The organism is Streptomyces xanthophaeus, from assembly GCF_000725805.1.
In the GTDB taxonomy this organism is placed as follows: Bacteria; Actinomycetota; Actinomycetes; order Streptomycetales; family Streptomycetaceae; genus Streptomyces; species Streptomyces xanthophaeus.
The window spans coordinates 92750-107798 of record NZ_KL647132.1; the positions used below are offsets into that span (position 1 = coordinate 92750).

The 15049-nt window shown below is 73.9% G+C and carries 16 protein-coding genes; 7 read left to right on the forward strand and 9 right to left on the reverse strand.

Translation table 11 applies throughout. The features are described 5' to 3' along the window. Positions 1-99: 99 nt before the first annotated feature. Positions 100-276: a hypothetical protein gene (locus IO30_RS46130; RefSeq protein ID WP_167347295.1), complete on the forward strand. Its 177-nt coding sequence runs from the start codon at positions 100-102 to the stop codon at positions 274-276. Positions 277-303: 27 nt separating this feature from the next. Here IO30_RS46130 and IO30_RS0129795 read toward each other — a convergent pair whose 3' ends face one another. Next, entirely contained in the window at positions 304-1743 is a 1440-nt protein-coding gene (locus IO30_RS0129795; RefSeq protein WP_031148063.1) for an alkaline phosphatase PhoX, read from the reverse strand. 590 nt (positions 1744-2333) lie between these two features. Continuing rightward, positions 2334-3848 carry a hypothetical protein gene (locus tag IO30_RS0129800; RefSeq protein WP_031148065.1) on the reverse strand — a complete coding sequence of 505 codons (1515 nt, stop codon included), beginning with the start codon at positions 3846-3848 and terminating at the stop codon, positions 2334-2336. A 374-nt stretch (positions 3849-4222) separates the two neighbouring features. On the opposite strand from IO30_RS0129800, the gene IO30_RS0129805 reads away from it, so the two are divergent. The 4 genes from IO30_RS0129805 (at position 4223) to IO30_RS46135 (ending at position 7357) form a co-directional block, all read left to right on the forward strand. Beyond that, entirely contained in the window at positions 4223-6064 is a 1842-nt protein-coding gene (locus IO30_RS0129805; protein WP_031148066.1) for an endonuclease/exonuclease/phosphatase family protein, read from the forward strand. 63 nt (positions 6065-6127) lie between these two features. Further along, the gene (locus tag IO30_RS0129810; RefSeq protein ID WP_031148068.1) at positions 6128-6583 is read left to right on the forward strand and encodes a GNAT family N-acetyltransferase; all 456 of its coding nucleotides are present in this window, start codon (positions 6128-6130) and stop codon (positions 6581-6583) included. Between the two features lie 231 nt (positions 6584-6814). Continuing rightward, positions 6815-7069 carry a hypothetical protein gene (locus tag IO30_RS0129815; RefSeq protein ID WP_031148070.1) on the forward strand — a complete coding sequence of 85 codons (255 nt, stop codon included), beginning with the start codon at positions 6815-6817 and terminating at the stop codon, positions 7067-7069. A gap of 111 nt (positions 7070-7180) precedes the next feature. Then, a complete protein-coding gene (locus IO30_RS46135) occupies positions 7181-7357 on the forward strand; it encodes a hypothetical protein (protein ID WP_167347296.1) in 177 nt (58 codons plus the stop codon). 115 nt (positions 7358-7472) lie between these two features. Here the strand turns inward: IO30_RS46135 and dapD are convergent, their stop codons facing one another. Beyond that, positions 7473-8453 (reverse strand): 2,3,4,5-tetrahydropyridine-2,6-dicarboxylate N-succinyltransferase, encoded by a 981-nt coding sequence (dapD, locus tag IO30_RS0129825; protein ID WP_031148072.1) that lies wholly within the window; start codon positions 8451-8453, stop codon positions 7473-7475. A gap of 9 nt (positions 8454-8462) precedes the next feature. After that, positions 8463-9776 (reverse strand): MFS transporter, encoded by a 1314-nt coding sequence (locus IO30_RS0129830; protein WP_037895658.1) that lies wholly within the window; start codon positions 9774-9776, stop codon positions 8463-8465. Positions 9777-9854: 78 nt separating this feature from the next. Here IO30_RS0129830 and IO30_RS0129835 point away from each other — a divergent pair, with 78 nt between their 5' ends. Next, the gene (locus IO30_RS0129835; protein ID WP_031148076.1) at positions 9855-10736 is read left to right on the forward strand and encodes a winged helix-turn-helix transcriptional regulator; all 882 of its coding nucleotides are present in this window, start codon (positions 9855-9857) and stop codon (positions 10734-10736) included. Between the two features lie 28 nt (positions 10737-10764). Here IO30_RS0129835 and IO30_RS0129840 read toward each other — a convergent pair whose 3' ends face one another. Continuing rightward, positions 10765-11319, reverse strand: a complete 555-nt coding sequence (locus IO30_RS0129840) for a TetR/AcrR family transcriptional regulator (protein ID WP_031148078.1) — start codon at positions 11317-11319, stop codon at positions 10765-10767. Next, positions 11319-11639 carry a DMT family transporter gene (locus tag IO30_RS0129845; RefSeq protein WP_031148080.1) on the reverse strand — a complete coding sequence of 107 codons (321 nt, stop codon included), beginning with the start codon at positions 11637-11639 and terminating at the stop codon, positions 11319-11321. Before IO30_RS0129845 ends, IO30_RS0129840 begins: the two co-directional genes overlap by 1 nt. A gap of 170 nt (positions 11640-11809) precedes the next feature. On the opposite strand from IO30_RS0129845, the gene IO30_RS0129850 reads away from it, so the two are divergent. Beyond that, positions 11810-12691 (forward strand): hypothetical protein, encoded by an 882-nt coding sequence (locus IO30_RS0129850; protein ID WP_031148082.1) that lies wholly within the window; start codon positions 11810-11812, stop codon positions 12689-12691. Here the strand turns inward: IO30_RS0129850 and IO30_RS0129855 are convergent. The 3 genes from IO30_RS0129855 to sufU form a co-directional block, all read right to left on the reverse strand. Beyond that, positions 12678-14084: a hypothetical protein gene (locus tag IO30_RS0129855; protein ID WP_107065201.1), complete on the reverse strand. Its 1407-nt coding sequence runs from the start codon at positions 14082-14084 to the stop codon at positions 12678-12680. The two genes, IO30_RS0129850 and IO30_RS0129855, sit on opposite strands and share 14 nt — an antisense overlap. Before the next feature lie 153 nt (positions 14085-14237). Next, entirely contained in the window at positions 14238-14582 is a 345-nt protein-coding gene (locus IO30_RS0129860) for a metal-sulfur cluster assembly factor (protein ID WP_030388904.1), read from the reverse strand. After that, on the reverse strand, positions 14579-15040 hold the full coding sequence (gene sufU / locus IO30_RS0129865) for a Fe-S cluster assembly sulfur transfer protein SufU (RefSeq protein WP_031148086.1): 462 nt from the start codon (positions 15038-15040) through the stop codon (positions 14579-14581). Before sufU ends, IO30_RS0129860 begins: the two co-directional genes overlap by 4 nt. Positions 15041-15049 lie beyond the last annotated feature (9 nt).

Consider the following 15049-nt stretch of genomic DNA (forward strand, 5'->3'; position numbering starts at 1 on the left):
AGGTGGGCGGGCACATGCAGCCACAGCGGGCCGTAGCGGGTGATGGATGCCACCCGTAATGCGCGCGTTGCTGTCAGTGCCCGCCCGTAGCCTTGAAGCATGCATCAGACACTCCGGGCCGCGGGTCCCGCCCGCCCGTCCGCCGCAGAGGCGAACGAGGCGATCAGGCACCTGGTCGAAACCCGGGTGGACGAGGAATGGCCCTCCGCGGCGTACGAATTCCTGCTCGAGGAGTGGGCCGCGGCCAGCCGCGGGGACGTCGCCGCGGCTCAGTGACGCCCGCGGCCGCCCGGCCTGCGGAGATCAGCTGGAGCGCCGCCACGGGCCCGTGACGGCCAGCATGATCCCCGGGGCCTGGAGACTGGCGTACAGCGTCCGCCCGTCCGGGGAGAAGCAGACGCCGGTGAACTCGGAGTACTCCGGTTCCTCGGCCGAGCCGATGTTCAGCTCGTTGCGCGCCAGCGGGTAGGTGCGGCCGGAGTCGGTCGTACCGAAGAGGTGCTGGAGGCCCGAGCCGTCCTCGGCGATGACGAGGCCTCCGTAGGGCGACACCGTGATGTTGTCCGGGCCGTCGTAGCCGCCGCCGGTCGACGGGTCCGCGTTCACCCCGATCAGGACGGTGAGCCGGATCGTGCGCCGCTTGGGGTCGTAGAACCACACCTGGCCGTCGTGCGCCGCGCCCGGGCTCTCCGCACGGGCGAAGGAGGAGACGAAGTACGCGCCTCCGTCGGCCCACCACATGCCCTCCAGCTTGCGCCCCCGCGTCACCGCCCCGTCCGCGAACTGCTTGCGGACCGGCACGGTCCGCGCGTCGCGGTCCGGTACGTCCACCCAGTCGACCCCGTAGACGGTGCCGGTGCGGCTCGCGCGGCTGAGGTCGTCGACGAGCCGGCCCGAGCTGTCGAAGCACTTCGCCGCCTGGAGCACGCCCGCGTCCGCCGCGAGGGTGCGCAGGCGGCCTCGGCCGTGGCGGAACCCGCCCGGCGGGGTCCAGCGGTAGAGCAGCCCGTTGGGGCCGGAGGCGTCCTCGGTCAGGTAGGCGTGGCCCTGGCGCGGGTCGATGACCACGGCCTCGTGGTCGTAGCGGCCGAAGGCCTTGACCGGGCGCGGGTCGCGGTTGGCGCGGCGGTCGTGCGGGTCCACCTCGAAGACGTAGCCGTGGTCCTTGGTCATGCCGTTCCTGCCCGCGAGGTCCGAGCTCTCCTCGCAGGTCAGCCAGGTGCCCCAGGGGGTGGAACCGCCCGCGCAGTTGGTGGACGTACCGGCGATGCCCACCCATTCGGCGACCCCGCCGCCGCGCCGGACCTCGACGACCGTGCAGCCGCCCGCCGCGGCCGGGTCGTAGACGAGGCCCTCGGTGTGCGGGACGGGGTGGGGCCAGTCCTCCCGGCGGCCCCTGAGCTCGTGGTTGTTGACGAGGAGGGTGACCCCGCGGCGGCCCTCGAAGGCGGCGGTGCCGTCGTGGTGGGACGGGGTGCTCTCGCCGGACTCCAGCTTCGTCACCCCGCTGTGGGTGATCACGCGGTAGGTGAACCCGGCGGGGAGCGCGAGCAGTCCGGCCGGGTCGGGGACGAGGGGGCCGTAGCCGGGCTCGCAGGGGCGGCCCTGCTCGTCGCGCCGCGTGCCGTCCTCGGCCGCCAGCGCCCCCGGAGCGGTGGCGAGGGCTGCGACCGTCCCGGTGAGCGCGACGCCCGCGCCTGCGAGGACGGTACGGGCGGTGAAGTCTCTGCGGCTGAGCGGCATCGGATCTCCAGGGTGGGGAGGTGGTGCGCCTGTCGTACGGTCGTCGGCGCACACGCTCCCGCCCGCACGTGAACGGCGGCTGAACTACCCACGAAGGGCAGCCGCCCCCTCGGAGGGCCCTGGAATGGCCAAGTCCGCCCCGGGAACGGCGCATTGTCGCCCCCCGCCACCCCACGAGGCACCCCTGGCATGTCCGGGGCGCGGCCCCGACACAGCGACGTCACGGCCACCGGCGCAGCCCCCGGCACGGCTCCCGACGCAGCGGTGGCACGGCCCCGGCGCGGCCATCGGACGGCCCGGCGCGGCTTCAGTGCGGCCATCGGCAGCGGCCCCAGCCGGCCTCAGCGCGGCTGCGGGCGCGGCCCCAGCGGCTTCAGCCCGATCCCTGACACGGCCCCGGCACGACTCACGGGAAGGCTCCGGCACGGCCATCGGCGGGGCCCGGACGCGGCTGCGGGCGCCGCTCCGGCGCTGCCCCCGGCACGGCTGCGGGCGCGGCTCCCGCGCCCGCAGCCGGAACTGCGGCCCGAGCCGACCGTCGGGGGACGGCCGTCCGCCCCGCCGTCAACGGCCTCCCGTGGCCCGCCCCGTCAGGAGTGGCCGCCCGGCCAGGGCTGGCGCGAGCGCGCCTTGAAGGCGGCCTTGCGGGCCTCCTTCGCCGACTTCTTGTCCGGGTGCAGCCGGCCCATCGACTCCAGCACGTACGCCGTCGCCGGGTGCTCCACCCGCCACACCTGCTCGAAGAAGCCCGCGTGGTGGGCCGTCAGGGACTCCATCAGGAGGGGCAGCTCCTCCGTCTCCCCGTCCGCCGCGAGCTGCGCCGCGATCGTGTCGACCGTCAGCCAGAACACCATCGCCGGGTCCGGCGCCGGTACGTCGCTCGCCCCGCGCTCGGCCAGCCAGACCCGGGCCAGACCGCCGAGCTCCGCGTCGTCCAGCACCGCGCGGACCGCGGGCTCGGCCTCCGGTCCGGCCGGTGCGAGGGCCTGCTGGCAGCGCAGCCGGCGCAGCGGGCCCCCGTCGTCGTCCCCGCGGGCCGCCGCCAGCAGTTCGGCCGCGGCGGCGGACAGTTCGCGCCCCTGGAGCCACTGCTCGATCTCGGCCTGGGCGGCGCTCTCGGGGTAGGAGGCGACCGCGTCGAGCAGCGCGTCCGCGCCCTTGTCGGCCAGGTCGCCGACCGCCGGGGCCTCGACCCCGGCCTCCAGCATCCGGGCGCGGATCCCGTAGAGGCCGAGCGGGGTCAGCCGGACCATCCCGTACCGGGAGACGTCCTCGTCGTCCTCGTCGGCAGCGCCCGGATCGGCGCGCACGCCCGCCGCCGCGGCCGGTTCCCCGGCCTCTGCCATCAGCGCCTCGTCGACGGGCCGGAACTCGACCAGCCCGATGGGTTCCATCTGCCGGAACTGGTCGTCCAGGCGCATCATCGCGTCCGAGACCTGCTCCAGCACGGCGTCGGTCGGCTCGCCCATGCCCTCGGGCACGACCATCGACGCGGCGAGCACCGGCAGCGGGACGGGCGCGTCCGCCGCCCCGCCTTCGGCGACGGTCAGCAGGTAGAGGTTGGCGAGGACCCCGTCGAGGAAGTCCGCCTCGCGGCGCGGGTTCCAGTCCAGCTGGTCGAAGTCGATCTCGCCGCCCTCGTCGAGCGCGTCGACGAGGTCGTCCAGGTCGGGCACGGCCGCGTCCGCGAGCACGGTGTCCACCGCGGCCAGCCACAGGTCGAGCACGTCCCCGGGCGTACCGCTCGTCACCAGGGCCAGGTCCTCGCCGGGGGCGGCGGTGCCGAACTGCGCCTCGCCGTCCGCCCCGGTGTCCTCCTCCGGCTCGGTCACGTCCACGAGGCCGCTGTCCACGGCCACCCGCCAGGCCTGGCTCGCGAACGCCGTGGCCTCCGGGTCGGCGGCGTCGAGGCCGAGCACGGCGACCGCCTCGGGCAGCTGCGCGGCGACGAGTTCGCCGCCGGTGTCGACGCGGGTGTCGGGCCCGGCCCAGCGGGCCAGGCGCACGGCCCGGGCGAACAGCGGGGCGACGAGCGCGTCGCGGGCGAGTTCCGCATCGGGATGCAGCCGTACCGGCGGCAGCGAGGGGTGCGGCTCTGCGGACATGGGGCGGTTCTCCTCGCGGACGCGGTGGGGCTGTGGGGCGACGGGGCGAAATGGCCTGTGGCCGTGTCGCCGTGTGGCCGTGGTGACGGTGGTGACGGTCTTTCGGCGTCCCAGCGTAGACGCAATTCGGGCGCTCCCGCCGGGCCATCGCCTTTGGTTCATCCCACAGTCAGCAGGTGTATCCCCTGGAGGCCTTGACAACTTTGCTGGCCACACAGGAAATTGACGCGCGTAGACATGTGACGGACCCCCGGGTGACCGCAGATCCCACCGATCGCACGCCACATGTACGACTTGCACCACTTCGATCCACGGATCACCGCTGCACCGGCACCGCCCCCTCTTTCCTCATCCACACACCGGAGTTCCTGACCATGCGCTCCTCGCATCCCCGTTCCGCCGCCGTCGCGGCCCTCGTCGCCACCGCCCTGGCCACCGGCCTGCTCGTGGGCTCCGCCGACGCGGCCGAGGGCGCCGCGTCCGCCGATCCGATACGCATTCACGACATCCAGGGCACCACCCGGATATCCCCGCTCAACGGCAAGCAGGTCACCGACGTCGAGGGCATCGTGACGGGCGTGCGCACGTACGGCTCGCGCGGCTTCTGGATCCAGGACCCGGACGCCGACGACGACGCGGCCACCAGCGAGGGCGTGTTCGTCTTCACCAGCTCGGTCCCGACCGTCGCCGTGGGCGACGCCGTCAAGGTCACCGGCACGGTCGGCGAGTACGTCCCGGGCGGTCTCACCTCCGGCAACCAGTCGGTGACGCAGATCTCCAAGCCGACGGTCACCGTGGTCTCCTCGGGCAATGCGCTGCCGCAGGCCGCCGCGGTCAACGAGTACACCGTGCCCGCCGGCTACGCCCCGGCCGGCGACCCGGCCGCCGACGGCAGCATCAACGGCCTGACCCTGGAGCCCTCGCGCTACGCCCTGGACTTCTACGAGTCCCTCGAGGGCATGAACGTCAAGATCGGCACCTCCCGCGTCGTCGGCGCCACCGACCCGTACTCCGAGCTCTGGGTCACGGTGAAGGGCTGGGAGAACGCCGCCAAGCGCGGCGGTACGGTCTACGGCTCCTACGAGTCCCAGAACACCGGCCGCCTCCAGATCCAGCAGCTCGCGCCCGTCGCGCAGCAGCCCTTCCCGGTGGCCAACGTCGGCGACAAGCTGACGGGCACCACCGAGGGCCCGCTGGACTTCAACCAGTTCGGCGGCTACACCCTGGTGGCCCGCACCCTCGGCACGGTCAAGGCGGGCACCCTCGCCCCCGAGAAGACCAAGCCGCAGGCCGCGAACGAACTCGCGGTGGCCACGTACAACGTCGAGAACCTCGACCCGACCGACCCGCAGGAGAAGTTCGACGCGCTGGCGAAGGCCGTCGTCGAGAACCTCGCCTCGCCCGACGTCCTCGCGCTGGAGGAGATCCAGGACGACAACGGCGCCAAGAACGACGGCACCGTCTCGGCCGGGCAGACCCTGGCAAAGTTCACCGCGGCGATCGCCGCGGCGGGCGGCCCCGCCTACCAGTGGACGACCGTCGACCCGGAGGACAAGAAGGACGGCGGCGAGCCCGGCGGCAACATCCGCCAGGTGTTCCTCTACAACCCGGCGCGGGTCTCCTTCACCGAGCGCGCCCCGGGCGACGCGGTGACGGCGACCGGGGTGACCTCGGCGAACGGCAAGGCCGCGCTGACCCACTCCCCCGGCCGCGTGGACCCCGCCAACCCGGCGTGGGCCGACAGCCGCAAGCCGCTGGCCGGTGAGTTCGTCTTCAAGGGCAAGACGGTCTTCGTGATCGCCAACCACTTCGGTTCCAAGGGCGGCGACGAGGGGCTGACCTCGCACCACCAGCCGCCGCTGCGCAAGTCGGAGGAGAAGCGGCTGCTCCAGGCGCAGGCCGTGAACGGCTTCGTGAAGGAGATCCTCGCGGCGCAGAAGAACGCGAACGTCCTCGTCCTCGGCGACATCAACGACTTCGAGTTCTCGGCGACCACGCAGGCGCTGGCGGACGGCGGGGCACTGCACCCGGCGATCACCTCGCTGCCGAAGTCGGAGCGGTACTCGTACGTCTACCAGGGCAACGCCCAGGTGCTGGACCAGATCCTGACCAGCCCGGCGATCAAGCAGTTCACGTACGACAGCGTGCACATCAACGCCGAGTTCTCGGCGCAGAACAGCGACCACGACCCGCAGGTGCTGCGTTTCCGCCCGTAGTCTCCCCGGACCGCAGGGGGCCCGGCCGCCGTCCCGGCCGGGCCCCCTGCCACACTCCTGGCCATGATCTTCCGTACCGCCACGCGCGCCGACCTGCCGGCCGTGCTGGCCCTGCTGGCCGACGAGGACCGGGTCGTGGACCCGGCGTCGGTGGTCGTCGCCGAGGAGCACGAGCGGGCCTTCGCCGCCATCGGGGCGGACCCCCGCAACGAGATGCTGGTCCTGACGGACGGGGCGGACGGGACCGTCCTGGGCTGCCTCCAGCTGACGTACGTGCCGGGCCTGGGCCAGGGCGGACGGGAGCGGGCCCTGGTGGAGGCGGTACGGGTCCGCCCGGACCGGCGGGGCGCCGGCCTGGGCGCGGAACTGATGCGGCGGGCCGTCGAGCGGGCCCGCGGACGCGGGTGCGGCCTCGTCCAGCTGACCAGCAACAAGCGGCGCACGGCGGCGCACCGGTTCTACGAGCGCCTGGGCTTCGCGCGCAGCCACGAGGGCTTCAAGCTGCTCCTGGAGCCGTGACCCGGCCCCGCCAGGGCCACGGCGGTCGGCGCCGCTGCATCCGGCGCCTCCCGCACTCCCGTGCGCGCTCCCGTGCCTCTGGGTGACCGTCCGCATTCCGGGCGAGGTCGGGACTTTCGGCCCTGGCGTGAGGCTCGCCACATCCTCACCGAACCGGCCGGTTGTGGTGTTGAGTGTCTGCACGCCCGATCTTGCCCCGGCTTGTACCGCCCGCACCCTCCGGAGGACCGAGTGTTCCCCTCCATCTCGCTCGCCCAGGAGATCGGCCTCGCCGTCCTCTTCGTGGCCACCCTGGTCTGGGTGGTCGGCCTCGGCCACATGCTGTGGGACAGCCGCTTCCACCACCCGGAGCCGGGCGCCTTCGACGGCCTCCCGGTGATCCCGGCCCAGCGCAGCGCCGCCGCGCACCCGATGGAGTCGGTGGAGCTGACCGAGGCGGAGCAGCAGGCCTTCGCCGAAGTGATCCGTTCCCTCCCCCTGCGCTGACGCGCGCGGGCCGTGCCCCCGGCGCCACCCCGCCGCGCCTCCCGGGCCGGTGGCCGCCTCGGCCACCGTGGACGGGGGCCCCGCCCGAGGGTCCGTCGAGGGGGCAGGACCATGACTCAGCCGAAGTGCGGGGCGCCGCTCGAACCCAGCGGCCGCTGCCGCAGGCCCGCGATGGTGGGCCACTCCCGCTGCTACCAGCACCGCGGCAAGTGGACCGCGTACGGCATGGCCAGGGAGCAGCGCAAGGCCGCCCAGGCCCGGCTGCGCGCACAGCGCAGGAAAGCGTAGGAAAGCGCAGGAAGGCCGGGCAGACGCAGCCAGGCACAGGGGGCATCCGTACGGCCGGACGCCCTCCCGCCCCGGACGGGGTGGGAGGGCGTTCGTGACAGCCGGACCGCGCGGGTCAGTTGTGGCTGTGGAGGACCTCGTTCAGGCCGCCCCAGACCGCGTTGTTCGGGCGGGCCTCGACGGCGCCGGTGACCGAGTTGCGGCGGAAGAGGATGTTGCTGGCGCCCGAGAGCTCCAGGGCCTTGACGATCTGGCCGTCCGGCAGGGTGACGCGGGTGCCCGCGGTCACGTACAGGCCGGCCTCGACGATGCACTCGTCGCCCAGGGCGATGCCGACGCCCGCCTCGGCACCGACCAGGCAGCGCTCGCCGATCGAGATGATCTGCTTGCCGCCGCCCGACAGGGTGCCCATGGTGGAGGCGCCGCCGCCGATGTCGGAGCCGTCGCCGACGACGACGCCCGCGGAGATGCGGCCCTCGACCATGGAGGTGCCGAGGGTGCCGGCGTTGAAGTTGACGAAGCCCTCGTGCATGACGGTGGTGCCCTCGGCGAGGTGCGCGCCGAGGCGGACGCGGTCCGCGTCGGCGATGCGCACGCCCTTGGGGGCGACGTAGTCCGTCATCCGCGGGAACTTGTCGATCGAGGTGACCTGGAGGTGCAGGCCCTCGGCTCGGGCGTTGAGGCGGACGGTCTCGACCTGGTCGACCGCGACCGGGCCCAGCGAGGTCCAGGCCACGTTGGTCAGCAGGCCGAAGACCCCGTCGAGGTTCTGGCCGTGCGGCTTGACCAGGCGGTGGCTGAGCAGGTGCAGGCGCAGGTACGCGTCGTGCGCGTCCAACGGCTTGTCCTCGAGCGAGGAGATCACCGTACGGACGGCCACGACCTCGACGCCGCGCACCGCGTCCGAGCGGATCGCCTTCGGAGCGGTGGCGCCCAGCAGCTCCACGGCCTGGTCGGCGGTGAGGCGCTCGGTGCCGGCCGGGCCGGGCGCGTCGACCAGCTGGGGGGCGGGGAACCAGGTGTCGAGGACGGTGCCGTCGGCGGTGATGGTGGCAAGTCCGGCGGCGACGGCGCCGGTGGTACGCGTAGCAGTCATGCCTGAAACCTAACCGGCGACGGCCCGGGGTCGCGAACCGGTCTCATGTGCCGGTCGCGCCGCGTGTCGCGGCTCCGGATCAGCCCCGTCCGCTCCACCCGGCCCGTCCGCCCCGCCCGCCCCGCCCCCCTTGAGCCGGGAGGCCCACAGGACCGCTGCGCCCGCCCCCGCCGCCAGCACCGCGCACAGCGGCCACAACAGCCCGGGCGCCGCGGAGTACAGCGCCCCGCCCAGCGGCGGGCCGAGGACGACCCCGCTGACGGAGACCCCGGCGTACAGGCTCTGGAAGCGTCCGACGGCGTGTTCGGGCGCCTGGTCGGCGACGTAGGCGGTGGCGGTGGTCTTGTACAGGATCTCGCCGAGGCTCAGCAGCACCATCATCAGCACGGCCCCCGCGAGCCCGGCCCCGAGCAGCAGCGCCGCGTACCCGGCGCCGACCAGTACCAGCCCGGTGCCGATGACGGGCAGCGCGGGCCGCTTGCGCAGGGCGATCGCGGCGGGCAGTTCCAGCAGCAGGATGACCCCGCCGTTGAGCGCGATGACGAGGCCGAACACCCTCGCGTCCAGGCCCTGTTCGGCGAGGAAGAGCGGGAACGCCCCGTACTGCTGGCGGTAGACGAGGTCGGTGACCAGGATCGCGCCGAGGAGGACCAGCAGGGCGGGCCTGGCCCGCAGTTCGCTCCGGATGCCGCGGGCGCCGCGGCCCAGACCCCCGTCCGGGGCCGCGGCGGGCTTGGCGGGGGCGCCGCGGGCCGGGACGACCCGGGCGGTCCACAGGGCGAGGAGGAGGGTGCCGAGCCCGTCGCCGACGAAGAGCCAGTCGTACGAGATCCCGGTCGCGACCAGGGCTCCGAGGGGCGGGCCGAGGGTGAAGCCGCCGTTGGCCGCACAGCGCACGACGGCGAAGGCCTGGCGGCGGGCCCCTTCGGGCACGGTGACGGCGACCAGGGCGGAGTTGGCCGCCCGCACCACCCCGGAGGCGTACTCGGCCAGCGGCAGGGCGGCGTACAGCAGCGGGGTCGGCAGCAGCGGGAGCGCCGTCAGGGCGAGGCCGCCGAGGGCGGAGGCGACGAGCAGCACCCGGCGGTGGCCGAAGCGGTCGCCGTACCAGCCGCCGGTGAAGTTGCCCGCGACGAGGCCGACGCCGCCGATGCCGGTGACGAGGCCGGCTTCGGCGGCGCCCAGGGCCCGCGGCCCGGTCAGGTAGAGGAAGACGAAGACGAAGGTGAAGCTGATGACCGCATTGACGAAGACCCCCGCAGCCAGCAGCCACACAGTCCGCGGTACGTCCTTGAACCCCTTCAGCACACCCGTGTCCCCCACATCTCCAGATGGTTAGTTCCTTTTGGGAACGGACTATGTCAGCATGACAGCCTGGGGTCAACGGACATAAGGAGTGCCATGGCCCAGCGCACACACCTCGGCGACGACGACTGCTCCATCGCGCAGGCGCTCGACGTCGTGGGCGACTGGTGGACGCTGCTGATCGTGCGCGACGCGGCGCGCGGCCTGCACCGCTTCGACGAGCTCCAGCGCGAACTGGGCGTGTCCCGGAAGGTGTTGGCGGAGCGGCTGAAGCTGCTGGTCGAGGCCGGGGTGCTGACGCGCGAGCCGTACCAGGAACGCCCGGTGCGGCACGCCTACCGGCTGACCCCGCGCGGGCGGGCGCTGCTGCCGGTCCTGGTGGCCCTCCAGGACTGGGGAGACACCTGGGTCCTGGGAGAGGGAGAGATGACGGCGACGGCCGACGAGGCCTCGCGGGAGGCGGCGCGGGTCCACGCACTGCGCGGCACCAGGCTGCCGGAGCTGCTGCTGCCGGACCGGACCGGCGAGCTGCGCGACCCCGTCGCCGACACCCCGTTCACCGTCCTGTACTGCTTCCCCGGCGCGTACGCCCGCGCCGAGGCCTACCCGCCGGGCTGGGCGGGGATCCCGGGCGCCAAGGGTTGCACCTTCGAGTCGTGCACCTACCGCGACCAGCTCGCCCTGTTCACGGAGGCGGGGGCCACGGTGCACGGGGTGTCGACCCAGCGGCCGGACGAACAGCGGGAGTTCGCGGAGCAGGAGGGGCTGCGCTTCCCCCTCCTGTCGGACGCGGAGCTGACCTTGACGGCGGCGCTGCGGCTGCCGACCTTCCGGGCGGCGGGGGTGAGCCGGATCAAGCGGCTGACCCTGGTGCTCGACCGCGAACGCACGGTCCGCGAGGTGTTCTACCCGATCGGGGACATCGAGGCGAGCGTCCGGGCGGCCCTCGCGGCCGTCCGCACGGCGGGGGCCTCATAGGCCCGCCCCCCTCGGATCCTGCCGGGCCCTACCGAGGACCCAGCACCCGGCTCAGGACCTCGCGGGCGTACGGCTCGTCGTACGCCGCGTCCGTCAGCAGGACCTGGAGCCCGATGCCGTCCATCACCGCGACCAGGGCCCGCGCCGTCACCGGGTCCGTGCGTGCGGCCAGGGCCGTCACCACCGACTCGCACCACTGGGCCGCCACCGGCCGCAGCGCGGGGCGGCGCAGGGCGGCGAGGTAGAGCTCGTACTCCAGCTCCACCTGGCCGCGGTCCCCGGCGAGGAACTCGCCGAGCAGCCGGGCCAGCGCGCCCGCCAGGTCCGCCTCCGGATCGGCCAGGGCCGGCGAGGCGGCCACGGCCTCGGCGAAGGCCTGGTTGGCCTGGTGCAGCGCCGCGACGAGCAGGTCGTCGAGCGTCGCGAAGTGGTAGGTGGTCGAGCCGAGCGGTACGTCGGCCTCCGCGGCCGCGCTGCGGTGGCTGAGCCCCGCGATGCCCTTGGCCCCCACCACCCGGATCGCCGCGTCGATGATCCGCTGCCGCCGCTCGGGGTCGTAGCGGCGGCGCGCGCCCGGGGCCATCAGTGGGCCCCCCCGAGGTTCAGCAGGACCACCCCGCCGATCACCAGCGCGATCCCGGCGATCTTCGCCGCGGTGGCCTGCTCGCCCAGGAACACCATGCCGATGGCGGCGATCGCGGCCGTGCCGACCCCGGCCCAGATCGCGTACGCCGTACCGACCGACATCGACTTGAGCGTCTGCGCGAGCAGGGTGAAGGCGATGACGTACCCGAGCAGGGTGCCCAGCGAGGGCCAGAGCTTCGTGAAGCCGTCGCTGTACTTCATGGCGGTGGTCCCGGCGACCTCGGCGACGATGGCCGCGGCGAGCAGTACGTAAGGCATGTGTACGAGGGTACACATCGTTGCGTACGGCCGTACACATCGAAGCAGGGCCGCCGCCGAGCCGCCGTCGTACCGTGCCTCCGGCCGAAGGAGGGCCCGCACGACCCGGGACTCCTGCGCCCCGCCCGGTTACGGTGTCCGCCTCGGCCGAGGGGACAGGGGGCCCGGACATGGCGCAGCCACGCACGGGCAGCTGCGACGGCCCGGACCTGCCCCGGCCGGGAGCGGCCCCGTACCCGCCCGGGGCCGGCCCCGCCCCGCATCCGCTGCGGCCCGGGCCGGTGCCGCTGCGCCCGCTGGGTCCCGGCGAGATCCTCGGCGGCGCCCTGAGCTGCCTCGGCCGCCACGGCGGGCACCTGCTCGGCGCCCTGCTGCTCGGGCTGCTCGGCTGCCTGCCGGTCACCGCCGCGCTCGCCGCGCTCGCGGCCCCGGTGCTCGCCGCAGGAGGCCGCAACCCGGTCCCCGTGCTCGTCCCGGCCGTGGCCGCCCTGTTCCTGCTGTCCGCCTGTGCGCTGGTCACCGCCCTGGCCGCGGCCCTGCTCCGGCCCTCGGTGCTCGGCCGGCCGGTGACGGCGCCCGGTCTGCTGCGGGCGGCCGCGGCCCGCGCCCCGGCGGTGCTCGGCGCCCAGCTGCTGGTCCTGGCGGCGGTCGCCGCCCCGCCCGCGGCATGCCTCGCCGCGGGCCTGCCGCCACCGGCGCCGCTGCTGCTCGCCCCGGTGTCCCTCTGGCTCGGGGTGCTGCTGTCCCTGGCGCCCACGGCCGCCGGGTACGAGGGGCTCGGCCCCGCGGCGGCCCTGCGGCGTTCGGCCGTCCTGGTCCGCGGCTCCTGGTGGCGGACCCTGGGGGTCGCGGCCCCGGGCTGGGTGCTCGCGCCCGGGGCCGCGTACGCCGCCGCGCTCCTGTGGGGCCCGCCCGGCGCGCTGCTGGGGGCCGCTCTGCTCCTGGCCTTCCCCCCGCTGGTGTCCGGGCTGCTGTACCTGGACCGCAGGCTGCGCCACGAGCACCCCGGCGAGGTGCTCGCGGCGCCGCGGGCGGGCGTCAGCGCAGGGTGAACCAGGCCGCGCGGGCCTTCTTCCACTCCGGGTGGCCGAGGTCCTTGGCCTCCTTGCCGTCGCCGTACAGGTCGGCGGCGCCGCTGTCGGTGATCAGCTGGACGCGCGCGCCGGGGACCCGCAGGTCGGGCACGTTCACCAGGGCCTCCCAGCCGCCGGGGTCGGTGGTGGGCAGGTCCGCCCGCTTCTTCGGGGCGTGCCCGGGGATCCCGTCCCACTGGTAGAGGGCGTACGGGTCGGAGTTGTCGTCGGCGGCGTAGGAGCCCGCCAGGATCAGGTACTGGCCGGCGGCGTTCTTGCGGAGGTCGCGGACGGCGAGCCCGCCCAGGTCCATCTCCACCGGCTCGCCGAACACCGCCCGGGCCCCCGTCGCGACGACCTGGTCCAGATTGACGACCGGTACGAGCAGGGCCTTTCCGCCGGGCACCACGGGCGCCAGCGGGGCACGGAAGCCCAGGTAGGCGGTGGTCGTGGAGCCGGGCGCGAATTCCAGGCCCTCCACGTTGAACCCGTCGATCTGCTTCGGCGTCTGCCCGGCCGCGGTCCCGGCCGCGAAGCCGTAGCGGTTGCCGTGCGCGGTGTCCCAGGCGATCAGGTCCTCGCGCAGGCCCTTGTAGGCGCTGCCGAAGACGATCTCGGTGGCGGCCCCGGAGCCGGTGATCCGCGTGGTGAAGACGGTGTTCCGCTCGGCCTTGTACTTGCCGTCCTTGTTGTTGCCCAGCGAGCCCGTCCAGTAGACGGTGTCCCCCACCCGGGCGGCGGCCTCGATGTCGGCCTCCTTCTTCCAGCCGAGCGCGGGGCCCAGGTCCCAGGTCCTGACCGGTGCGCCGGAGCGGGCGCGGTCGTACAGGCGCAGCACGTTGGACTCGTCGTCGGCCACCAGCACGTGACCGCCGCCCACGTCGACGGCGGCCGAGGCGTCCGCGGAGCCGGTGAGGTAGCGGGTGGTGGGTGCGCCGGAAACCCGCGCCGAGGCGGCGTAGGAGAGGGTGGCCGTGGCCTTGCGGCCGCCGCGGCCCGTCACTTCGAGGGTCAGGTCGGTGTAGCCCTGGCTGCGGGGCCGCACCGTCAGGACGCGCTCGCCCGTCCGGTTCCGCTCCTGCCGTACGTCGCCCGCGTCCGCCACCGCGGGGTTGCTGGAGGACACCACCCGCAGCCTCAGGAAGCCCGCCGGGATCCCGGCCTGCTCCACGTCCACCGTCACGGCGGGGTCGCCGTACGCGCCCACCGCGCCGCTCAGGTGCGTGGCGGAGAGCGAGATCGTCGGGTCGGCGTACCCGGCGGTGCGCCCGGCGGCGTACGCGGGCGGGAGCGCCCCGGCGAGGAGCAGGGCCGCGGCTCCTGCGACGCCCGCGGCGCCCAGGCGGCGACCCGGTGAAAGGCGAACGGTCACGGATGGTCCTCTCGTGTGCTGCGTCACGGCGTGACGGCCGTCGAGAAGATTCGGCCACCGCGGCCAACACCCGGTGCACACCATCCGTCCGCCCGGAGAACAGGGAGGGCCCCCGGCACGACCGTGCCGGGGGCCCTCACCTGCGGGCGTCGATCAGACGTTGAAGCCGAGCGCGCGCAGTTGCTCACGGCCGTCGTCCGTGATCTTGTCCGGGCCCCACGGGGGCATCCAGACCCAGTTGATGCGGAGTTCGTTGACGATGCCGTCCGTCGCCGACTTCGCCTGGTCCTCGATGACGTCCGTCAGCGGGCAGGCCGCCGAGGTCAGCGTCATGTCGAGGGTCGCGATGTTCGCGTCGTCGATGTGGATGCCGTAGATCAGGCCCAGGTTGACGACATCGATGCCCAGCTCGGGGTCGACCACGTCGTAGAGGGCCTCGCGGACCTCCTCCTCGGTGGCCGGCTTGATCGACGCCTCGGGCGTCGCGTTCTCGGTCATGCCGTCTTCCTCTCCGCGTCGCCCAGTGCCTGGGCGGTCGCGTCCTTCCACGCCATCCAGCTCAGCAGAGCACACTTCACGCGCGCGGGATACTTGGAGACACCGGCGAACGCGATCGCGTCCTCCAGCACCTCCTCCATCGCCTCGTCGGGCTCGACCTTGCCCTTGGACTGCATCAGCTCCAGGAACACGCTCTGGATCTTCTGCGCCTCGGCGAGTTCCTTGCCCACGAGCAGCTCGTTCAGTACGGACGCGCTGGCCTGGCTGATCGAGCAGCCCTGGCCCTCGTACGAGACGTCGGTCAGCGTCTCGCCGTCGTACTTCACGCGCAGCGTGATCTCGTCACCGCACGTCGGATTGACGTGGTGCACCTCGGCGTCGCCGTCGCGCAGGCCACGCCCATGCGGGTGCTTGTAGTGGTCCAGGATCAGTTCCTGGTACATCGAATCCAGCTTCACTGCTTCGTC